Genomic DNA, 23158 nt, shown 5'->3' with positions numbered 1-23158 from the left:
TACCACCATCTGTAACGAATAGACCACTACACTATAAATACACCTTTTTAGAACAATTTAAACAAAAAAACAGAAACCCCGAAAGATTCCTGCAATTTAGCATGCCATTCCTTTACTTCACTTTCAATCGTTTTCTAAAATGTAAATACTGAAACAGCGTCGGATGATAAAAAACATGACCTTTCCTATCTTTGTCCGCTATTTTTGGCGTTATTGCCTCCGTTTTATTCTCCAAAAGAAATCGTTGTAGCAACTGGATTCCCTTTGCCAATTGCAAGTATGGATAGGTAACAAAATTATCTTTTGACGTCACGGAAATTTTTTCTTGTGCAATAATGTTACCCGTGTCGATTCCAGTATCAATGTAATGTAATGTCACGCCACAATTTCTTTTATCCTGCTTGACCAGTGCCCAATAGCCACCATGACTGCCTCTGTAATAAGGTGTAATCCCCGCATGGATATTCACAAAAGGCGCTCCTGTTGCTTCTAACACTTGCTTACTGATAATCCTCGTTCCACATACTAAGATTAAATCCGGTGCCTCTAATTGGATGGCTGCTATCGTTTCCTCGTCATTAATAGACGATACTCGCTGTATTTCAGATTCTGGTATTGGCGCCATATCTAACGCTTCGTTACGAATGATTTGTTGTGTTCGACCTCGCGCCGCACGTTTTAAAATGGGCAGACACACAAGTTGAAATAGCACTTGCCCTACAACCGTTCGGAGCCCTAAACGCTTTCGTCGCATTTTAAGCATCCCTTTTTTGGATAACGAGCCCTCCATCACAACCGTGCTGATTGGAGACGTTTTGTTGATTTTTTGGTAGACGAGATGACTACTCGATTTGTTTCCTGCAAGCATCATAATTTTCATGCGGTGACTTCCTTTCTTCTCACTTTTTCAGCCAATTCTTGCATCGTCACGCTCTCAAAGCCAAACTCATTTTGCAAGTCTTCATAATACTGACAGATTTCTTGTAACATTTTTATATTAGCTTCCATGTTCGCACCAAAATTATGCGGGTGAAACCAGAGATGGAAAACCTCTCCGTGCTTACTGGCGTGGCGCATTGCTTTTTTAATACGATGCAACTTCAGCGATTCTAAATAACGCGTTGGTTTCGCATATGGCCTTAAAAAACGACTAGAAGGAATATTCACCATGCCTTGATCCAAACAAGATTCAGGCGAAAAAGTATGATACCCCGAAATATTAACATATGCATCCATCAGCCTCAATGCACGATGTAGCTTGCTTTCACGCCCTTCTCGTTCACGATATAAATGGTGCTTTTCATTCCCACGAACAACATCCAATCCGTGCTTCTTTAATACCTCCAACAAGCCTGGATGAAATTGATTACGTGGAAAAATAAAACTCTTAGGCTGAATATTTTGCGCCTCCATCATTGCCAGTGCCGCTCGCGTATCCTTTTCAAACGTTTCCTCTGCATTCTTATTATCGAGACAGTAAAAATGGGAGAATGTATGCAGCCCTATTTCTTGGTGCTCTGTCGCACTTATTTGCTCAATCAAAGAAAGCGCATAGTGGGAAGGATCTTCCGACTCATTTTCACCAAGCGTTGTACATTCTTTCAGAAAGGGAGACATGTGCGACACTGATTTATCATCGAAATACTGCTCATTCAATTTGGAAATCGCCATTTTGGATGGTGCAAATAACGCACCCACCGTCGCCCAAGTAGCGTGAATCTGATACGCCTCAAAGGTTCGGAGCATATCTGGAATCGCTTTTCTCGCACCTAAAATATTGGTATCGTATACGTGATTTGTGTCCCAAGCATAGCTTCCCCATCGTAATTCAAAATCCAGGGATAGGACGAAATAACCGTTTTTCAAGAGGCTTTCCCTACCTTTTCTCATTTACTTTTGATTTTTTGTGTAATAGACCGTTTTGTAGCTATCGCCTCGATTTTTCCTACCGTTTAGCACCGCGCCGATCATCTTAATTTTGGATTGTTTAATCTTATCTAATGTCTGCACCGCATCACTTTGGTCTGTGTGCTCACTTCGCAAGACTAAAATCAGACCATCCACCATATTGCCAATGATTAACGGATCCACAACTGGCAAAACTGGTGGGGCATCAAATATCACAATATCAAACATATTCGAAACGATTTGTACAAACTCTTTCATCCTATTAGAAGATAGTAGCTCCGCCGGGTTTGGTGGAATAATGCCACTGGTAATCACGAATAAATTTTCATGCATCGTAATTTCTTGGAGGCACGCTTCTAACTTGCCTTGTCCAGCGAGATAATTGCTGAGCCCTAGTTCGTTGGAAAGACGCAACGTTGTGTGTACCGTCGGCCGTCTTAAATCTGCATCAATTAGCAAGACTTTATTCCCCTGTTCGGCAAAGGAAATGGCCAGATTCATCGAGATAAAAGACTTGCCCGCGCCTGGTTCTGGTGAGGTGACAACCATCGTGCGCAACCGTTCCGTGGAGGCAAATTGAATGCTCGTTCGTATGGTACGCAATTGCTCTGATGAAATCGAGTTGGATTCTTTTTGCATAATCGAGATATTTTGCTTCTTCTTTGACCTTAGTTTAAGTGGCATTATTTATTTCCCTTCTCTATTTGATTAACCGTTCCTAAAATCGGTAGTCTTAATAGTTGTTCAATTTCATCTTGCGTTTTAATCGTGTTATCAAACACTTCTTTTAGTACAATGATGATAAAACTGAGGAATAAAGCTGCGAGTAAGCCAATCGCCAGATGCATGTTATGATTCGGACTCGATGGTTTGGCGCTATCTTCCATGTAAGCTTTGGACAGAATCGAGACGTTATTCGACTTAATCAAATCACTCGTATAATCCACAAACATACTACTCACGGTATTCGCAATATCCACCGCGACGTGTGGGTCTTTGTTATTCACTTTGAGATTGATGACTTGCGAGTTGGAATCACTGGTCACCATCATCATTTTGGCAATATCATTGGATGTATATTGGGGGTATACTTTCGCCACTTCTTTCAGGAGCTGCTTGCTTTTTAAAATGACAGAGTAGGTGTTTACCATCTGAATATTCGCCTGCACCTCGGAACTTTGTGCATTGTCGGTTTCCTTTGCCTGTGTGACCAAAATTTGGGTCGTCGCGCTATATCCTTTTGGAATGACGAAGAAAGTCAGCGTGCCTGCTAGTAACAATCCTGCACAAGCTAGCATGATAATCAGTCGACTATTTCTTTTTATCGTTTGGAAAATAAGTTTTATATCCATAGTATCGATTCGTTCTCCTTTATCTCTTCATAATTTGTCGTATCTGCACAACATCTTGTTTTTTGATGAGTATCGCGTCGTACCACTTCGCTTCGGTATTTCGGATTAGCCAAATGAGGAAAACCCCGCCGGAAATGCTATAGGAAACAATCGATGCAAGCGCAGAACCAATCGTTCCAAAGAATGGCACAAGCGCAAAATTGAGGGCGATGTTCAGTAAAACCGTGATGAGTAGCGTCACAAAGTAGAAACGCCATTTCCCGTTTGCGATGAACAACGTCCCGATAATTTTCGTGTATACCATTGCAGGGACCGCCAAAAACATCAGGACCGTGATGCTGTAGGCACCGCTGAAACTTGCGCCAAACATAAAGGCAATGAGCCACTTGCCGCCTATAATCATAAGCAGTCCGAAGAAAAGCACGGAGATTGTCGCCATCCGAAGCGAGAATAGTAAAGCGTTGATATCATCGCGTCTTGCATTTTTATGCAACATAACTTCTTTAAAAATATCTGGAATCATCCACGCGTATTCGGCCAATTGCACGCCGGTACTATAGAGTCCAATGTCATAGAACGGAACATCCATCCAGCCGAGTAACACGATATCAATTCGGTAGTTAATCGAGATCAGAAACGTCGTCAGCATCGGCAACATACCAGCCACTAAAATACCTTGGAACGCTTTTTTCGAGCCGCCAAAATGGAAGTTTTTCAGGAGTACTTGGAGTGTGAAGCCAATTAAAATCACATTTTTGATGAGAAAGACCACTAAGACCAGACTCACGTTACTGTTGAAAAAGTAGAATAAGAGGACCGTGAAAAGAAGATTAGACACGGCGCCGATAATCGTAATGATACTATGTGACCGAATATCCTCTATCAAATTCAATTGGGAAAGCTGTAGGTTCAAAATACTGACAGAGATAAGAATCGCGACAAGACCGTAGTTTCCCATTCCGGATAGGAAGAAAAACAGGAGTGACATCGCAATGTATAGTATAAATTGGAGTAGGGACAATGTGATAAACACATTCCGATAATCGCGCCCTTTTCTCTTATATTCTGGATATACGAGCGAAATACCTAGATTTAACACCGTGGTCCCAATCGTCACCAAGTTAAAAAGATAACTGTATTCTCCTTTTAATTCAGGACCCAGAAAGCGGGTAAGGAGAATCATCGATAGCAAGCCCGTGATGATGACGATGCCTTTTTTGATTATTGTGATACCATATGCATTTTTAGCGATATTTCGAAGCGCCCTAAGCATCGCCTGGTTTTCCAATGAGCTTCGCTGGGACGCCGCCTATTTTACTTTTCGCAGGAAACGATTTCGTCACGACTGCACCTGCTGCAACAAGTGAATCCGCGCCAATTTCGACGCCATCGGTAATGACTGCTTTGCTGGCTATCCAACAACCTGAATGAATCCGGACGGGAGCCGGGATATAACCGCTCGTCATTTTGCCATTTAGAAACGCGTGTTGGGAGGTGACAATCACGCTCATCGGACCGATTCGAACATTGGTATCAATTTTCAGACCACCGACGCCATTTATCCAATTATTATGTGCGATATAAACATTATCTCCGATTTCAATGCGTTCGGGATTATTGATGATGACCCCACTCGCGATTCGAAAACCTTTGCCGCATTTTTTGAAGAACGGGCGCATCAAGAAGCCCCTAATTGCAACGGTTGGCGTGCAATTAGGCAAGATAGCTGTGATCAAATTAATCAAGTGAATGGGTACCGAATACCGAAGAAAACGGCCGGCTTGGTCTAATTTTTTATTCATATAAGGAGCTCCTTTGTTTACGTTTATAGATGATTTTTTGATTTAAAAAGTAAATGAGCAGGAATAAAACGAGGTTATAACTGATATCATTCACCAGATTCATTGTGTTCTGCCCCATCAAGAAACCGATACGTGCGGTTGAAATAGTCAAAAAATAGACGAGTTCAAGGTTTCCGACACGCTCAATTTGTGATTGGAAAAAGTAAGCCAAAGCCACAAAACTAACTGTAATAAGTGGCGCAAAGAGATAACCGAAGTAGAGATTTCCTTGTCCAATCATTGGTAAGATTTGCGATACGTTATCTTTAAAGAAATAGCGCTCATTGAAGTACAAAACGGAGAAGTCAATTGGCAAATCCTTAATGAAGATATTGACACCGATCATCGGCCTAAAAATATCATAGAACAAGACAGACAAATGGCTAGCCTCGGGAAACATGCTTTTCATTTCGATGGCCATCGCCACATTGTATGGCCCGCCAAGGTAGACTTGCATCGTGTCCGTGAAATCAATCAATTGGCTAGCCTCACCTGACACAGATACGATTTGCCGAACAGACGCAATCAGTACAACGACGAATGTTACAACAGAAACGATGAGAATGGCTGCTTTTTTGAAATGGCTTGGAAATAGTTTCTTGAAGACAAACAGGGATGTGATTGTGCAGAGAATGATATCCGTTCGATTCGTCCCTGCAAAGATACCGATATTCAACACCATCACGGCAACCGCGGCATACACATAATACACCTGCCCTTGTGCCTTATATTTTTCACAACAAACCCAGATAATCAAGAGTGCAACAATTTGTTTCGCAATCATAAACATGTATAGTGCGAAGTAAGATGGAAGAGATAATGTTTGGAGAACACCGACAACCCGGTCCGTCGGTATGAGAAACGATATACTATTTAAGGCGCCTGGCACAATGAACACGCCTAGAAAACCGACGATCGCGAATAGTATATAGAAAAAAATCGATGGACTACGTGTCAGTGCTTTTTCAGGTAATGGATTTTTCTGTTTGCGTTTTTTTCGTATCGCATCAAAAATCACAATCGCAACAGTCACGACGATAAGCTCGTATAACATGAGTTTCAAAGCCAAGTCATAGCTGTGTGCCATAGGTGGTACGGGCGACCTGCCTCCATAATAACTCGCGTACACGATGAAAAAAGGAAGCACAACGTAACGCATAAAAGCAAGCGCCGTAAAAACGAGATTAAACATTTTAAAATCGTAGACAAGCGAGCGAACGAAGACAAAACTGGCTGCAAAGAGAAACAACAGTGGCAAAAATGGTAACAGTTCGTACCCTGGTTCTCTCTCATGCAAACTAATGAAAATGAAGCTAAAAAGCGAGAGAAGACCAATGACTGTCACACCTGAAAATTCAAGGAGTCGCTCTTTAGAAATGGATTTCACTTAGATTCACCTGCTTGGATTAAGAATTTAGCGACGGTTTGAATGACACGATGCTGTTCATTCGATGTCATTTGAGTCGCAGATGGTAAACAAAGACCACTTTCAAACAGGCGTTGCGCATTGCTTATATTGACATTAGGATCTTCGGCAAAAAAGCGATTCTTCTGGAAAACAGGTTGTAAGTGAAGCGGCTTCCATAATAAACGACCTTCCATTCCAGCTGCATCCAACGCTTCCTTCAATTGAAGCGGGTGGACTCCTTCCATTTGAATCGTAGACAACCAGCGATTCGAAAAAGTACCAGCTATTTCTTGTTGGCATGTAATACGTGGAAAATTACTAAACGTTTCCATATACCGCGTAAATCCTTCCTTATACCGTTCAAAAATGAGCCTTTTCTGGTTAATCCGCTCCTGTAACACTTCCATTTGACCACAACCGATACCTGCGGAAACATTGCTTAGTCGGTAGTTATAACCAATTTTTTCGTGTTGATAATATGGGGCAGGATCTTTCGCTTGTTCGGATAAGAACTTGGCTTCTTGTGCCCATGCTTCATTTGCCGAGACTAGCATACCACCGCCAGAAGTTGTAATAATCTTATTCCCGTTGAAAGAATAGATACCGATATCACCGATTGTTCCTGTTTGCACGCCTTGGTATAGCGAGCCCAGGGATTCGGCTGCATCTTCAACAATGGGAACTTTGTAGGCTTTGGCCAACGCCATAATTTCCGTCATTTTCGCAGGCTGTCCGTAAATATGCACGACGATGATAGCTTTTGGTAACTGATTGTTTTGTTTCGCATCTAGTAAAGCTCGTTCCAGCGCAATTGGTGACATGTTCCAAGTCTCCAGCTCCGAATCAATGAATACTGCTTGGGCGCCTTGATAATGAATCGGATTTGCCGAAGCAGCAAACGTGAAGCTTGGACAAAAAACGGTATCTCCTTGCGTCACATCAAGCAACTGTAACGCCAAGTGAATCGCGGCTGTTCCCGAACTCGTAGCTGTCGCAAATTCGGCACCAGTGTAATCGCGTACCTTTTCTTCAAATAAATCTACATTGGGGCCGACTGGTGCAATCCAATTTTCCGCAAATGCTTTTTTAATATAATCCATTTCTTTCCCACCCATATGGGGAATGGCTAGTGGAATTCTTTTCATTGATTGCATCGTCTCCTTACTTTTTGCTACCTTCAAATGGTGGCGTTGTCGCGTAACCGTCTCGTGCAATATCTTCGATGAACAGTACTTTTTTTATCGTGCGCACCAAGATGTGGATGTCTTGTTGGATTGATAGCCGTTCCACATAGCGTATATCCCAGACGAATTTCTCCTGCCAACTAATCGCATTGCGTCCGTTCATTTGCGCCAGTCCCGTCATCCCAGGTTTCACAAGATGCCGTCTTCTTTCCTCTTCCGAATAGAGTTCCAAATATTCCACAAGTAACGGCCGCGGCCCAATAAAACTCATATCCCCTTTTAAAACATTCCAACATTGCGGCAACTCATCTAAACTTGTCTTTCGCAAAAAATTTCCTAGTTTTGTAATCCGTTGTTCATCTGGCAAAAGTACGCCTTGTTCATCCCGCGCATCGGTCATCGTTTGAAATTTGTAGATCCAAAAAATGTGATCTTCTTTTCCAACGCGTTGTTGCTTATATAAAACATGCCTTTGTGTCGCGAACAACGCTAGACTGATCAATAAGAGTGGCATTGAAAAAATCAGAAGACAGATACACGCTCCTAAAATATCAAGAACTTGCTTTATGTGCCCATACATTCGCTTCTCCCCCTTTTAAATACACGTCTTTCATTCGCTCCCACATCTGCTCAGATTGGAACTCCAAAATGACGCGTTTTTTGCCGTTAAAAGCATAACGTTCTCGCAAAGTTTCATCGTTTTTTAGCGTAGTAATCGCTGCTTGAATCGCCGAGCTGGATCGTGCTGGAATGAGTATGCCGGTTTCTTGATCCACCATCGCATCTCTTATCCCTGTCACATCTGTGCCAATCACCGCAAGTCCTGCCGCCGCCGCCTCTAAACAAACGTTCGAAAAACCTTCGCGGTAAGACGGAATCACAAAGACATCCATCATGTTGTAATAGGGCGCAGGATTCGGAAGGAAGCCTGTGACATGAATATTCGGATGGCTTCGAATCATATCCACCGTCTCTTTTTTCAAGCCGTGTTGGTCGTCGAAATCGCCTACTAATAATAAATTCATGTCTTCTGCGGCAAGAAAAGCGGCGATTAACTCTTCGATTCCCTTGTCTTTCGTAATTCTGCCTGTAAACCCAATCACAAATTGCGATTTATCGAAAACATAGCGAACTGTTTCTTGGCGTTTCACTGTAAAGTCTGCCAAATGAATCCCGTTACTGCTCCCTTTTCCTAAAACTTGCATCTTGGAAGTTCCTTGAATCTGCAACGCTTTACATGTCGTAATCAAACTCGGACTAATCGCTATTACTTTCGTGGACAAACCAATAATCAGCTGCTCGATCAGCCACAATAATGTTCGAAGTTTGCCTGTCGCTGTTTCCATTCGCAATCCGCGTAACGTATAAATCCGCGTTTTCGTTTGCGTGAGGAATGCCGCGATACTTCCTAACAAAGCCGCTTTTGGCGTCCCCACATTCGATATGTCCGGCCGTACTTTTCGGAAAACACGAATCATCTGGATCAATGCTTTCATGTCTTTCCAAACCGATATTTCCCGCGCCATTGCCACATGATGTACTGTCACTCGACCACCTCGTTTCAACGCCTCTGAACTTTCTCCTTTTGCCACTACTAGGTGAACATCAAATCCCTGCCGTACCAAGTAATCTAGTTGCCCATTCAAAAGCCGTACACTGATATCCGCTGTGACTGCAATGAGTAGCTTCGTCATCACAAATTCCAGCTATACGAACGAGAATTTTCCAACGCTTTCTTTAAATCCACTAGCATGCTTGACTCATCTTTCAAAATACCGCGTACGAGCTTACCATTTTCCGCCACAAACGTTTCATGTGGCACTGCCAAAATTACGACATCTGAGTCTTCTAATTCTGGGTAACTCGCCATTTCCAGCCCGTATTCTTTCGCCACTTCCTGCTCATTTGCCAACGGATCGTACACGTGCACCTGCATCCCGAACGACTTGAGTTCCTGAATCAAATCGATAACCTTCGAATTTCGGATATCTGGCACATTTTCCTTAAACGTCAAACCAAGCACGCTCACTTTTAGCTCACAAATATTTTTCTTTTGTTGCAGCAACTCTTTCACGATTTCTTGTCCAACAAACCCTGCCATACTATCATTCACTCGGCGTCCAGCCAAAATGACTTCTGGATGGTAACCAACCGACTCCGCTTTGTGTGCCAAGTAGTAAGGATCCACGCCGATACAATGTCCGCCAACCAAGCCTGGCTCGAATTTCAAGAAGTTCCATTTCGTTCCCGCTGCTTGAAGGACTTCGTGCGTATCAATATCCAGCGCGTGGAAAATGCGAGACAGTTCATTCATCAACGCAATATTTAGATCTCGTTGCGTATTTTCAATCACTTTCGCGGCTTCTGCGACACGAATTGATGAAGCTTTATACACTCCAGCCGTCACAACCGAAGCATATACATCCGCAATGATATCCGTGATTTCCTCTGTTTGTCCCGCTACGACTTTTTGAACGGTTGTAAAGGTGTGAATTTTATCGCCTGGATTAATCCGTTCTGGAGAATAGCCAACAAAGAAGTCCTCGCCACATACAAGCCCAGAGTAACGTTCCATAATCGGCACACACTCATCTTCGGTCGCGCCTGGATATACGGTCGATTCAAAAACCACAATTGTTCCTTTTGCCATGTTTTCCCCAATCATTTGCGATGCTTTATGCAAAATCCTCATGTCTGGTTGATTACTCTCATTGATTGGCGTTGGCACTGCAACAATGATAAAATTACAATCCGCTAATCGCGCTGCCTGACTCGTGAACGCAATATCCGTCACAAATAAATCTTCCGGCGTGACTTCTCCCGTATCATCGACTTTGTTTTGAAGTGCCGCAATACGCGCTTCGTTGATATCCACACCAATGACTGGCATTTCTTTACCAAACGCCACTGCTACCGGAAGACCTACATATCCAAGACCTAAAACACCAAGTTTTAATTCATTCATTTATTTTGTCCCTCGATCCAATTCATAAATTTTTGATAATGCTGTTCACGTTTTGCTGTTAGTACTTGTTTCGAAAATTGCAGTGATTTTATATAATTACGCTCGATTTGTTCCTCATATAGCGCATGATTTTCAGTTAACGTTGTAATAATGGCCGCTAATTCCGCGTCATTTTCACTTTCAAATTGCATCGCTTGTTCAGCCAATTCTTTCATACCACCGACACTCGAAGTAATAACCGGGCATCCCATCGCCATCGCCTCAATCACAGAACGTCCTTGCCCCTCGGTGCGACTCGGTTGGAGATAAATATCCACATCGGCGAGCCAATCAAATACTTCATCTGACGGCTTTGTCCCGCAGAAATCCACCATGCCTTCTAGACCGTTTTGTACAACAATCCGTGTCCATTTACTACTGGCACCACTGCCTAGGATTCGAAATTCAAAATCGGGAAGCTCTTTTTTGATACGTGCCAGTGCTCGAATAGCCACATCGAGACCCTTATACTGCGAATCGAGAGATCCCATCATCCCAAACACGATTTTTTTATTTAAGTCTCTATTTTTTCTTTCCATCAATAATACGGCTCTTGAAATATCGGGTAATTCTGTGTTGGAGCAACTGGTCTCGGTTCCTTTAGTTGGATATAGCTTTTGTAGTTCTTTCTTCGTAATATATAAAGCAAATGGTGCTTGTGCGACAGTCTTTTCCATCGTTCTTTTTGCAATCGGCGCGTATAATTTCGCCTTAAAACTCCCATGTAATCGGTAGGTTTCACTTGGATCGCCAACGACTTCGACGGCATACGGTTTCCCTAATTCTCTTGCCACTTTGACAGCTAAAAAACCAATTTGGGAAGGCAATCGTGCAATGACAGCGTCTGCTTGACGTACCGCTTGTCGCATCGCTTGAATTGCTGGATTGCTTGGCATAAAGTACGCGTAACCACTTGCATTAGGAATCGCCGTAAACGACACCCGTTCGCCACTCGAAACACTATATCCCCGCGCTTCCTCTGTCAGTGGGTATAACCGACAAGCCACCGTCAATGTGTCACTATGCGTTAAATAACGTTGCCATGTCTCATATGGAAAGGCCGTTTTTGACAGCACATCCTCCCCACTCGTATAAAATTTATGATCATATGCGAATAACCAGTTCACTTGCCATCATCTCCTTACGCTCTCTGTACTTGTTTACTCGTTAATCCGCATATCGCATCCAATAACTCGCCTTCTGACAGGTGTCGATGCTCCTCTGATAAACGAATCAGTTCTTTCACATCAAATGGAACCGTCTTGCCGATATGAATTTTCTCCGATATTTGTTCTTGATGAATCTCATCTGCGTCCAACAATTCCTCATGTAGCTTTTCACCAGGCCTAATGCCCGACTCCACAATCGCAATATCTTGTAGCGAATAACCCGAAAGTGCAATCAAGTTTTGCGCCAAATCCATAATTTTTACCGATTCGCCCATATCCAAAACATAGATATCTCCACTTGTAGCGAGTGACCCTGCTTGGAGTACCAACGATGCCGCCTCTGGGATCGTCATAAAATAGCGCGTCATCTCACGATGCGTCACCGTCACCGGTCCGCCCGCCTTAATTTGCTTTTTGAAAAGTGGAATCACACTGCCACGACTACCCAACACATTCCCAAACCGCACCACAGAAAAATTACACGTCGTCGCTTGATCTGCCATCGTTTGGATATACATCTCCGCTAACCGCTTCGTGCGCCCCATATTATTCACAGGCTTCACCGCTTTATCCGTCGATACCATCACGCACGTCTCCGCCTGAAAAGCTTCTGCCATATCCGCCACATTTTTCGTTCCAATAAAATTATTTTTAAAGGCACTACGTAGTGAGCGTTCCATCAACGGTACATGTTTGTGCGCCGCCGCATGGTAGACAATCTCAGGTTCATATTTTGCAAAAACAGCACGTAATTCATCCTGATCTTGAATATCCGCAATAACAGGCTCGATTCGGTCATTTTCTAAATCCATAACCAGTTGATAAATACTATTTTCTCCATGTCCCAACGCAATCAATTTTTTCGGTGCGAGTTTCAATAACTGTTTGCAGAGCTCCGAACCAATCGAACCACCTGCGCCCGTTACTAACACCGTCTTCCCAGTGATTTGCGATAACAGAAGCGCCTCATCTAGCTTGACTTGTGAGCGTCCCAACAACTCCAGCATCGTCACCTCTTCTAACGCTTTAAAAGAATCGTTTTGCGTGATTAATTCGCGAATACCCGGAATCGATTTCACCGTGACCTGTTTCGCCATACCCGTTTGAATGATCGCCTCTCGTTTACTCGCGTCCATATCAGAAATCGCAATGACAACCATCTGAATATTCAATCTTGTAATCATGTCGCCTAATCTTTCTAATCCACCTAAAACAGGATAGCCATGAAACACCGCGTCCCATTTCGTTTTATTATCGTCCAAAAAACCAGCAAGGGTATATTGCTCTGGATAATCTTTTACAAAAGAAGCAAGGACATTCATGCCCAGTTCCCCTGCGCCAACAATCAAGATTTTTTTTCGTGTGCTCGGAATGTTTTTCATTCGATTTGCACCTTTCGCATGTTATTTTTGGATTGCTAATTTCCACGTCGCTGTTACTGCTTTGTGATCCGGATCAATATACGTCACACTGAATGGAGCCGAACCCTTGACCATAAAATAGCCAGCGCCTTTATCGCTTGTTCCCGTTTCGATTTCTTTCCCGTAGTTTTCACCAGGATAGACATCCAGCAACTCGCCTTCTTTATTCTTTACTTCCAAGTTAATAGCTGTGAAACCTTCTGTATCCGCCGTAGGATTGCTTAATTCGAAAGACAATTTCAAAACGCTATCCTTCTTGCCTTCTGTTTCGAGCAATTGCGCTTTTGTAAACGCGATACGCAAGCCATCCACATCTACCACATCATGAAAACCGTATGTGGCTTTACTGTCTGCTTTTAGCTCTTTTTTCTTCGTTGTTTCTTGCTTGCTATCTTCCGTTTTCTTGGTATCATCTGGATTAGAACATCCCAATAAGGTAATGCTCGCCACCATGACCGTACATATGAGCGTGACTACTTTTTTCATGTATTGTATATCTCCTTCGTTTAAAAATGGGCGAGGTGACTGAAAAACGCTCAGCCCCTCCCCCCATTTTTCGTTACTTATATCCTGAAATTTCATCTAGATGCTTTTTCTTTCTTTATTCAGCCGCTGGAGCTTCTGTAACAGTTGTTTCAGCGAATGAGGTATACGTGCTATTTTCTTTCAGTTCTACTTTGATGACTTGTCCTACTGTTACTCCGCTTATGAAGTAGCTGTAGTTTCCTTGCGCGTCTGCTGTGATAACAGTTTTCGCTTTACCATCGACGCTAACTTTCAATTTACCAGATGATATCGTTTTACCAGTAACCATTGTGTCTGCATTTGTTAGCGCGTTGATTGTTACTTGACCTGCTTCTGATTCTGAGATAACTGTTCTTTCTACGAATTCTTCATATTTACCTGTTTCTGTATTTCTTAGTTCGATTTTAATAACATCCCCTGTTGCTACAAGGCCGATAAGATATGTGTAATTACCTGCTGCATCAGCTACTGTGACAGATTTAGGAACACCATTGATACTAATACGAACGGTTTTACCAGCTGGTGCTTTCCCAGTAATCGTACGATCTGTATCTAAAATTGGGTTCAATGAAAATTCTGCTTTGACAATTTTTTCAGTTGCAAGTAGATATTGTGTACCTACACGTACATCTACTTTTACTACATCGCCGCCAGTTAGAACGCCTACGTTATAAGAATACTTACCATCAGCGGTCGCGACTGTATTTGCTTTCACTACACCATTCACACTAATGCGAACGGTATAGCCAGCTGTAGCTTCCCCAGAAACAAGACCCTCTGGTGCTTTCAAATCATCTAATGTCAATAGAAGACCTGGTATTTCACCAGAAACAACAACTGATTTTGATGTGTCATAAGCTCCTGTCAACGAATTACGCATCTCAACTTTCACTTCTGTTCCAGCTACTAATGCGCCAGTTGCATACGTATAATTACCTGTTGCATCAGCTGTGACAACTGCTTTTGCTACACCATTTATGCTAATACGTAATTTTGCATTTGGTGTTGCTGTTCCTGTTATTTTGTTATCAGCAATCGTCATTTCATTGACTACTAATTCTATTGCTACAGCATCTGCTACTGTAATACTTACTGTTTTAGCAACATTGGCACCAAGTAGTACTTCTGCTTTTACAACGTCACCTTTCACTAAATAGCTACTTAGGTAACTAAAATCACCTGCTGCATCTGCTGTTACTGTTGCTTTCAATACACCGTTAATACTTACACGAACACGGTGGTCTGCTAACGTTGTTCCAGTAATATACATATCTGAAGCTGTCATTTCATTTAAAACAAGGGCAACTGATTCTTCTGTAACTACAGTTGTTCCTACGTATTTACTATCTGTCAAATAAGAACCGTTTGGTCCAACATATTGTACTTCGATCGTTGTTCCAGCTGCTAAATTCCCTGTGTAGTAAGAGAATGAACCGTCTGCTCCAACTGTCAAAATTGTTTTAGGAGCTCCATTAATAATTAATTTCACTTTAGACGCTGGGAATTGTGACACATCGATTGTTCCTGTAACAGTAACGTCAGAGATTGTCATCGGATTAATTACCGGTTGTGGTAAACCGACAACGGTTACTGTAGTTGCTTCACTTGCTACGCTATAAGCATTTTTAAGTGTTACTGCAATGTTGGAATCAGCTGCTTGTGCAGGGATAACGATAGAGAAATCGCCATTCGCATTCACTACACCAGTTTTCTCTGTTCCGTCTGCTAATTTGACAACAACTGTCATACCAGCTTGACCTTTACCAGTAACTTTTGTATCTACTGCTGTTACGCTGTTTACTGTTGGTGCATTTGGAGCTACTAAATTAGCATTTAATTGTGCTTGTGCTTTATCTAGATCTGCTTGTAATGCTGCTTTTACTGCTGGATCTGTTACTTGGTCGATTAAAGCTTGCGCCGCATCGATTTCGGCTTGTGTCAATCCGATTTTCGTATCACCAGCCGGGTTTTGATAGGCAAATAGGGCGTTTACTGCCGCACGTGCTTTATCTTGCGCTGCTTGTTCTGCAGCTTTTACTGCGTCTAATTGGTCTTGTGCTTTATTTAAGTCTGCTTGTAATGCTGCTTTTACGGTTGGATCTGTTACTTTGTCAACTAAAGCTTGCGCCGCGTCGATTTCCGCTTGTGTTAATCCTGTTTTTGCATCGCCGGTTGGATCTTGGTTTGCAAATAGTGCATTTACTGCTGCACGTGCTTTATCTTGTGCTGCTTGCTCTGCTGACTTGTCTGCGTCTAGTTTCGCTTGTGCTTTATCTAAATCTGCTTGTAGTTCTGCTTTTTTCGCTGGATCTGTTACTTGGTCGATTAACGCTTGTGCTGCCTCAATCTCAGCTTGAGTAATACCAGTTTTTAGATCACCAGTTGGATTTTGGTTAGCAAATAAGTTGTTTACTGCTTCGCGTGCTTTATCTTGTGCTGCCTTATCCGCATCTAGTTGTGCTTGTGCTTTATCTAAGCTTGCTTGTAGTTCTGCTTTTTTCGCTGGATCTGTTACCTTGTCGATTAACGCTTGCGCTGCATCGATTTCGGCTTGTGTTAATCCTGTTTTTGCATCCCCAGTTGGATCTTGGTTCGCAAACAAGTTGTTTACTGCTTCTTGTGCTTTGTTTTGTGCTGCTAATTCTACTGCATTTGCTGCATCTAGTTGGTCTTGTGCTTTATTTAAGTCTGCTTGTAATGCTGCTTTTTTCGCTGGATCTGTTACTGCATCGATTAATGCTTGTGCCGCATCAATTTCGGCTTGTGTTAATCCTGTTTTTGTATCGCCAGTTGGGTTTTGATTCGCGAATAAATTATTTACTGCTTCGCGCGCTGCATTTTGTGCTGCTAATTCTGCTGCATTTGCTGCGTCTAGTTGGTCTTGCGCTTTATTCAAGTCTGCTTGCAATGCTGCTTTTTTCGCTGGATCTGTTACTTTGTCGATTAAAGCTTGCGCCGCATCGATTTCCGCCTGTGTTAATCCAGCTTTTGTAGCACCAGTTGGATCTTGATTCGCAAATAAGTTATTAACCGCTTCACGTGCTTTATTTTGCGCTGCTAGTTCTGCCGCATTCGTTGCGTCTAATTGTTGTTGCGCTTTATTTAAGTCTGCTTGTAACGCTGCTTTTACTGTTGGATCTGTTACTTGGTCGATTAAAGCTTGCGCCGCATCGATTTCCGCTTGTGTCAATCCTGTTTTCGCATCACCAACTGGGTTTTTCCCAGTAAATAGATCATTGACTGCTGCACGTGCTTTATCTTGTGCTGCTTTCTCGATAGCTGCTTTTTCTGCCGCTATGAGTGCATCTACTTGTTGTTGCGCCTTATCAATGTCCGCTTGCAATGCTGCTTTTGTTTTAGGGTCAGTTACTTCATCCACCAAAAGTTGCGCTGCATCAATTTCCGCTTGTGTTAATCCTGCTTTTGCATCATTCGCTGGATTTTGGCTCGTAAACAAGTTGTTCACAGCTATACGTGCTTTGTCCTCTGCTTCAACTTGCTTAGGATCTTTTACAAAATAACCACCTTCAATACGACCAACTTTACTCGTATCAAAGTTTTTCGTGATATCTGCATTGTTCGTAACAAGGTTCGTTTGTTTTGGCCCTGCATAACCACTTAATGTGAACTTAGCCTCTAATGGCCCTTGGTATGAAAAAGTTGGTTCCTCAAGTGTTGTTTTACCGCGTTCCCATGTGCTAACGCCAATAGTAGAATTGATGACCATTGTTGTTGCATTCGCTTCACTACCTAACGCACCATTTCTTGTGTTTGTAATAGAGAAATTAGCACCGTCTTCAATAACTAATTCTTTACCTGTTGTCAAAGTAGAAGAAGAACCTTGCGAAACCGCAATCAGTGTTGCTCCACTTTTCACAAAAAGAGAACTATTGTAGAACATTGCTCCCTGTACATCTGTTGCTGTCGACTTAACATCTAATGTAGAGCCTGAATTTAGTGTTGTTGTACTTGTGTTGTAAGTTGCGATAGCATCACGAGCTGATGTTGCTTTGACAGTACCATTGTTGGTGAAATTAACTTCATCCAATCTGATAGCTTGCCCTACCGTAGAGCTTACATTTAGTTGTGCACCTTCTGCGACAGTAAGAACACTGCCTCTTGTCGTATGAAGTGCACCGCGATCTCTGGCATATCCACCACCATCGATATTTACTACTGCGCCACTTTCGATAGCAATATTTTTCGCCCACACGTTGTAGTTGTTATTACCACTAAGTTGCGTAATGTTGTTTGTACCTTGAAAGACAATAGAACCAGCCTCTAGTCTTGCAAAGGCTCTATTACCTTCACCGGTTGCATTATTAATCGTGTGCGTTCCAGCTATAGTACTCCATAGGAAACCATTCGTACCACTGTTTTTGATTGTGATATTATTTATTGATGTTTTTGCATTTGCTTTTGTCACACGAATATTTCTAGTATTCATATCCAGAGAATAGCCTTCACCATGAATATTTTTCTCATCAATTGCTATACTAAAATCCGCGCCTTCCATTTTTAAATCTGCTTGTAGATAAATATCTGTTGTTGTCGTATTCTGAAGCTCTGACTTAAATGTAGCCCAGTCACTTACATAGACGTCTACTGCATCAACGCTCGGATTCGTAATCCCCTCATTTGCGAGTGTATTCATTGGCAAAGTACTGATACTTGTCAATACCATAGCACTTGCTAAAAATAATTTTAAAGACTTATTTAATATTTTTGATTTTTTTGACATTTTTCTTTTTCTCCCTTCAAACTCTTCTGTATCTGGTAACCCATCTTTTTAAATATTCTCCTCCACGATAAGATTTAAGTTTTTTATGGGCTGGGCGAACTTATAAACCCGAAGCAACTGTTTCAAAACGAAGAACTCGATTGCCGTTTAGTTGCACTATTTGATGTGTGTTCTCTAACTCCTTTAACTTACTCTTAGCCGTTCGTGACGTAATCTGACAACACTTCGCAAGTAACGCATAATTCACGAATTTCGGAATATAGTATCCTTCTTTGCCTTTTTTGGAGAGCCTGCGAATGACATCCCTTATCCTTTCATCTGTTCCCTTAGTTAACATTTTTGAATATTGAAAAAAATTATCTTCTAACCGTTTCATATTATCAATTAAAAGATCTGGGAAAAATGGGTGCTTCGATATTTCTTGTAATACTATTTGAGCATCAAAAATCTCTAATGTCACATCTCCGAGTGCTATATATTCATAATCGTTCGACTGAAAAACATTATGGAAAACACAATCATCTTTTGTCCATATCGCATTAATTGTATTCTTATCTGTTTTCGAATTAGTAATTTGTTGAAGTAACTTTCCCTCTATAATATGAATGATTTTCCCAGTCTCATCAAAAAGTGAAGTTTGACCATGTTCCAGTACTTTCACATCGTAATAGTCTTTATATCGTCGCTTCCAATTAGACTTTTGCAATAATGTTGCTAGTAAATTAGGCTCTCTTAGTAACAGCCCATGGACTGTAAGAAAATCCATCCTCGTAACCTCCCTTTCGTTTAACTACTCATTTAGTATATAATTTCAACATGTGAACTAATAGTGTGTTAAAAGTGCTTTTTTCGTAAAGAATATTTCTTTTTATATAGTAATTTTCCTTTTCCTAGCTGTCGTGTGTAGATGTATCTAGGTAGCGTCTTATTCCATGCTATTTTTGTCTAAACGGTGAATGTTCTCTTCGTGGTATACCTCATGATAGCATCATAAATCGCAAAAACCCCATATATTCCAGAAAACTTATCCTTTTCACGATATCTTTGGAAACTACTTAAAGTTTGCTTTTTGACCTCAATAGCTCCTATACTTAATTGTTTATTCCTACAAAATTGTCGGACTAAGATTTGTCTAATACAAAGGAGAGTGCTTTTCATGCAAAAAATATTGACTAAATCAGATTATAGACAACTACGTTTAATAAGTTTATTGTTTTTCAAAAATGAGTATGTTTCTAAAAAAGAGGCCGCGAATTATCTTGAAATAAGTGAATTAACATTGAACAAAGATATCACTGGAATAAACAACTTTTTCTCTGAAGAAACTTTAGAAATTCAAACATACAAAGCTAAATGGATTTTCTTATCACGAGATAATAAAACAAACTTCTCCCTGATAACAGCAACGATGATTTATAACAGCCAAGCCTATCGAATCGCATTATCTACGTTAAATGAGGATAAAGAAACCCCTACAAGCTTTGCAAATAAAGAGTATATTAGTAAATCCCTCATCTATAACAAACTAGAAGAATTGGATAATTTGCTAGCTGAGAATAGATTAATTCTAAACAAAACACCCATTGAAATTCTGGGAAATGAGTTATCTATCCGATTTTTTTATTTCCATATATTTGATAGATCCAACCCTCGCTCAGGCTGGCTATTCAAAGAAATACCCAGAGAACAAATCTATACTTATATTTATAAAATGGAAAAATTCTTAGGAGTACGCCTGTCCCCCATAGCTAAAAATGATTATGCAATCGCCATAGGTATCCATCTTAAAAGAATCCAAACCAATCATCCTTTAGACCTTACCGAAAAACAACTCATATATTGGCAACAGATTATCCACTTTTTTGAAATCGAAAAAATGGATTTTACCGATTTAGAAAGCCTCCTTTCACAGAAAATTACATTGAACGAAAGATCAATTATTTATTTATCTCTATTTCTCGTTTCCTTTACCTATTCAAAAACTGAATCTTTGAATAGGATTTTAAATTACTACAAGACATTTCGTCCCATGCGCTATAAAGCAGCAGAAGAACTTGTAGGACTTTCCAATGTAGATGAAAAAGACTCCAAATTTGTAACAGCAAACTTACTCAGCTTCTTTGGAAAATATACTCTCGTCGGTAAAACGGCGTACATCCTTGAAATCGAGGAATATGAGAATAAAAATAAAATAAATCAGATTGATGAACAAAAAATAGAAAAAAAACTACTGGAAGTAAGCACATACTCGAAGGATTTAGAGTTTATTCGCGAAAATATGAAAGCCATTTTGCCCTATGTGCACGAACTGCTCAATATTTCTTCACTACTGAGTCAACAACATGAGAAACTACATTTAAAAGTGATTTCTAAGCATGGTTATATGTGGGAAGAACTTTTAAGATACCAAATTAGGCAGAACTTTTCTGAAGAATATCTTGTTTTTTCAAATAATAATAACGTACTGGATGATATCGATTGCGACTTGATTATCACGGACTTTCCAATTTCAGAAAAAACGTCAGTCGAGATACTAACCTGGAATTCACCACCGACAAACCTAGATTTTGAGATGCTGCGAAACTTTATTAAATAAAAATCTAGGCACCAAAAAAAAGCCAAAATCTTTTATCCGAGATTCGGGCTTCTTTCTGGTGCAGTATATGTATTTAATAAAAATGTTACATATAATTTTAGTTTTTCTATATTTTTGTGGAAAACTCCAATTTTATAAATGATTCATGCTAAATTAGATATACGAGTTAAGGACGAAATATAACTAGTCCAGTGAGCGCGCACCAAATATTGGAGGGATACTATGCAAAAATTTTTAACATTTTTATTAGATGACGCAATTATGCCAATTAAGAGTGAACAGCAGTATCTTCATAAGGGTGATAAGTTAGATTTAGAAGATGCTATAAGTAAATCTCACTATATTTTTGGTATTTCTGATGGAATAATTGCAGTCCACAGAGGTGATACTATCCTTGATTTTTCAACAACAGATCATTTTATTGGCTTCTATACAGATAACGATTCTCCCATGCACGGCGAAGTGTTATCGAAAACCGCGACAGTTTGGAAATTTGAACTACAAGATGTTTTCGCTAAAATATCACTTACTAGAAACGGTTTTTTACTATATAACAAACATGCTATGAACATACACGACAGCCTCATGAAAAAAATAAGTATCATGAAATTGAATAATCCTAATAAACTGATTCTATCTTTACGCTGGCTAGCATCACGTTTTGGAGAATCCTCGACAGACCAAGAAGCCCGCAGATTGCCAGTATTCTTCACAAAAAAGATTCTCTCAGATTATACAGGGATTCGATTGTCTAGCCTTACACTTACTCTAAACAAGCTACACGATGAAGGAAAAATTATGTATAGTAGACGCGTCATTTTAGTCTACGCTTAAAAAAGCGCTAAACCAGTCCCTACAAATTGGTTTAGCGTTTATTTTCATTTCACATCATAATCATATCATACGATCCCGTCTGCCGTGTCACAACCAACTCTGAGCCGCCACCAGTCCGCTTCATCTCCCGGTGGAAATCACGATGCTGCTTCATCCATACCGTAAACTGCTCCTTCGACGCCCAGCGCGACACATTCATCACCGTCGACTTCCGCGCGCCTTCCTTCAACCAAACCTCATATCCTAAAAAACCTTCAAATTCGGCCATTTCTTCACGATGATGCGCCACAGATTGCAACATTTTCTCCTTATTACCAGTTTCAAACTCAATACTCACTGTCTCAATATGCATAACGCCACCTACTCTTTCTCACTGATAATCATTATCAATGATGTTTTCTCTATTCTAATGGACACCCCTTTGCCTGTCAACTAATTCATACAGTGATTTCTATACAAATGCAACAACTTGGGTTAGAATAAAAGAGACGTATCCTATACTAAAGAGATTGGAGTGACCGAAATATGTTGATTAAAAATCTTTGCATCCCTAAAATCAACCTAACGACCATTACCGAAACCGCAACACTCAAAGAAACGCTGGACATTTTGGAAGAAGCCGGCTATCGTTGCGTTCCCGTTCTAGATAATAAAGGCGAGAAATTCATCGGGAATATTTACAAAATGCATATTTATCGTCATGCCGCAAATGGAGGTGACTTATCAGATCCAGTCACAAGTCTCATCAAAAACCAAACGAAACATATTGGCATTAATTCTTCTTTTTTCGAGGTTTTCTTCACAATCAAAGAACTGCCATACATTGCGGTCCTAAATGAACAAGGCGATTTTTACGGTATTTTAACACACGGTAAATTGCTCGGTGTTTTGCAAGACGCTTGGAATATCGATTCAGGGAGCTACGTTCTAACCATCGCAACCGGTGAAGTCCCTGGCTCTCTAACCAAAATCACAAAAATTATCGACAAGCACACAACGATTGCCAGCCTGATTACGATGGATTCTCAAGTAGAAGACTACATCCGCCGCGTTCTCGTGACGTTACCCGCAGGCATCACAGAAGCAGAAAAAGACACGATTGTCGCCAACCTTGAGCGAAAAGGGCTACGCGTCATCGAAGTCGAACATTTGAAGCTCAGTAAATAAACAAGATA

General features: G+C 41.0%; 20 protein-coding genes. 3 read left to right on the top strand and 17 right to left on the bottom strand.

Features of this window, described 5'->3' with window-relative positions; genetic code table 11:
• Positions 1–112: 112 nt before the first annotated feature.
• The 16 genes from HPK16_RS09860 to HPK16_RS09785 all read right to left on the bottom strand — a co-directional run bounded on the left by HPK16_RS09860 (position 113) and on the right by HPK16_RS09785 (position 19319).
• Entirely contained in the window at positions 113–880 is a 768-nt protein-coding gene (locus tag HPK16_RS09860; RefSeq protein WP_181676805.1) for a formyl transferase, read from the bottom strand.
• Positions 877–1866 carry a polysaccharide deacetylase family protein gene (locus HPK16_RS09855; RefSeq protein WP_181676804.1) on the bottom strand — a complete coding sequence of 330 codons (990 nt, stop codon included), beginning with the start codon at positions 1864–1866 and terminating at the stop codon, positions 877–879. The genes HPK16_RS09860 and HPK16_RS09855 overlap by 4 nt, the downstream gene beginning before the upstream one ends.
• A gap of 24 nt (positions 1867–1890) precedes the next feature.
• The gene (locus tag HPK16_RS09850; RefSeq protein ID WP_181676803.1) at positions 1891–2592 is read right to left on the bottom strand and encodes a CpsD/CapB family tyrosine-protein kinase; all 702 of its coding nucleotides are present in this window, start codon (positions 2590–2592) and stop codon (positions 1891–1893) included.
• Positions 2592–3260 (bottom strand): YveK family protein, encoded by a 669-nt coding sequence (locus HPK16_RS09845; protein ID WP_181676802.1) that lies wholly within the window; start codon positions 3258–3260, stop codon positions 2592–2594. Before HPK16_RS09845 ends, HPK16_RS09850 begins: the two co-directional genes overlap by 1 nt.
• 19 nt (positions 3261–3279) lie before the next feature.
• On the bottom strand, positions 3280–4533 hold the full coding sequence (locus HPK16_RS09840) for an MATE family efflux transporter (protein WP_181676801.1): 1254 nt from the start codon (positions 4531–4533) through the stop codon (positions 3280–3282).
• Entirely contained in the window at positions 4526–5062 is a 537-nt protein-coding gene (locus tag HPK16_RS09835) for an acyltransferase (protein WP_181676800.1), read from the bottom strand. The genes HPK16_RS09840 and HPK16_RS09835 overlap by 8 nt, the downstream gene beginning before the upstream one ends.
• Positions 5055–6488, bottom strand: coding sequence for a hypothetical protein (locus HPK16_RS09830; RefSeq protein ID WP_181676799.1), 1434 nt, complete (start codon positions 6486–6488; stop codon positions 5055–5057). Before HPK16_RS09830 ends, HPK16_RS09835 begins: the two co-directional genes overlap by 8 nt.
• On the bottom strand, positions 6485–7663 hold the full coding sequence (locus HPK16_RS09825; protein WP_281368038.1) for an aminotransferase class I/II-fold pyridoxal phosphate-dependent enzyme: 1179 nt from the start codon (positions 7661–7663) through the stop codon (positions 6485–6487). Before HPK16_RS09825 ends, HPK16_RS09830 begins: the two co-directional genes overlap by 4 nt.
• 7 nt (positions 7664–7670) lie before the next feature.
• Entirely contained in the window at positions 7671–8273 is a 603-nt protein-coding gene (locus tag HPK16_RS09820) for a sugar transferase (RefSeq protein WP_181676797.1), read from the bottom strand.
• Positions 8245–9387 carry a glycosyltransferase family 4 protein gene (locus tag HPK16_RS09815; protein WP_181676796.1) on the bottom strand — a complete coding sequence of 381 codons (1143 nt, stop codon included), beginning with the start codon at positions 9385–9387 and terminating at the stop codon, positions 8245–8247. Before HPK16_RS09815 ends, HPK16_RS09820 begins: the two co-directional genes overlap by 29 nt.
• Positions 9387–10658 carry a nucleotide sugar dehydrogenase gene (locus tag HPK16_RS09810; RefSeq protein ID WP_181676795.1) on the bottom strand — a complete coding sequence of 424 codons (1272 nt, stop codon included), beginning with the start codon at positions 10656–10658 and terminating at the stop codon, positions 9387–9389. Before HPK16_RS09810 ends, HPK16_RS09815 begins: the two co-directional genes overlap by 1 nt.
• Positions 10655–11824 carry a glycosyltransferase gene (locus HPK16_RS17110; protein ID WP_181676794.1) on the bottom strand — a complete coding sequence of 390 codons (1170 nt, stop codon included), beginning with the start codon at positions 11822–11824 and terminating at the stop codon, positions 10655–10657. Before HPK16_RS17110 ends, HPK16_RS09810 begins: the two co-directional genes overlap by 4 nt.
• Before the next feature lie 14 nt (positions 11825–11838).
• Positions 11839–13248, bottom strand: coding sequence for a polysaccharide biosynthesis protein (locus HPK16_RS09800; RefSeq protein WP_246369378.1), 1410 nt, complete (start codon positions 13246–13248; stop codon positions 11839–11841).
• A gap of 21 nt (positions 13249–13269) precedes the next feature.
• Positions 13270–13773 carry a hypothetical protein gene (locus tag HPK16_RS09795; RefSeq protein ID WP_181676793.1) on the bottom strand — a complete coding sequence of 168 codons (504 nt, stop codon included), beginning with the start codon at positions 13771–13773 and terminating at the stop codon, positions 13270–13272.
• Positions 13774–13888: 115 nt separating this feature from the next.
• Positions 13889–18553: a toxin Cry1Ac domain D-VI-related protein gene (locus tag HPK16_RS09790; RefSeq protein WP_181676792.1), complete on the bottom strand. Its 4665-nt coding sequence runs from the start codon at positions 18551–18553 to the stop codon at positions 13889–13891.
• A gap of 100 nt (positions 18554–18653) precedes the next feature.
• Positions 18654–19319: a hypothetical protein gene (locus HPK16_RS09785; protein ID WP_181676791.1), complete on the bottom strand. Its 666-nt coding sequence runs from the start codon at positions 19317–19319 to the stop codon at positions 18654–18656.
• A 390-nt stretch (positions 19320–19709) separates the two neighbouring features.
• Here HPK16_RS09785 and HPK16_RS09780 point away from each other — a divergent pair, with 390 nt between their 5' ends.
• Both HPK16_RS09780 and HPK16_RS09775 read left to right on the top strand, forming a co-directional pair.
• Entirely contained in the window at positions 19710–21149 is a 1440-nt protein-coding gene (locus HPK16_RS09780) for an AcpB/EbpR/MafR family transcriptional regulator (protein WP_181676790.1), read from the top strand.
• 222 nt (positions 21150–21371) lie between these two features.
• Positions 21372–21983 (top strand): Crp/Fnr family transcriptional regulator, encoded by a 612-nt coding sequence (locus tag HPK16_RS09775; protein ID WP_181676789.1) that lies wholly within the window; start codon positions 21372–21374, stop codon positions 21981–21983.
• Between the two features lie 49 nt (positions 21984–22032).
• On the opposite strand, the gene HPK16_RS09770 is transcribed toward HPK16_RS09775, so the two are convergent.
• Positions 22033–22335 (bottom strand): antibiotic biosynthesis monooxygenase family protein, encoded by a 303-nt coding sequence (locus HPK16_RS09770; protein WP_181676788.1) that lies wholly within the window; start codon positions 22333–22335, stop codon positions 22033–22035.
• A gap of 173 nt (positions 22336–22508) precedes the next feature.
• On the opposite strand from HPK16_RS09770, the gene cbpA reads away from it, so the two are divergent.
• On the top strand, positions 22509–23150 hold the full coding sequence (gene cbpA, locus HPK16_RS09765; protein ID WP_181676787.1) for a cyclic di-AMP binding protein CbpA: 642 nt from the start codon (positions 22509–22511) through the stop codon (positions 23148–23150).
• Positions 23151–23158 lie beyond the last annotated feature (8 nt).

The organism is Paenilisteria rustica (genome assembly GCF_013820765.1).
In the GTDB taxonomy this organism is placed as follows: Bacteria; Bacillota; Bacilli; order Lactobacillales; family Listeriaceae; genus Listeria_A; species Listeria_A rustica.
This window is presented reverse-complemented; position numbering and strand designations above follow the sequence as displayed.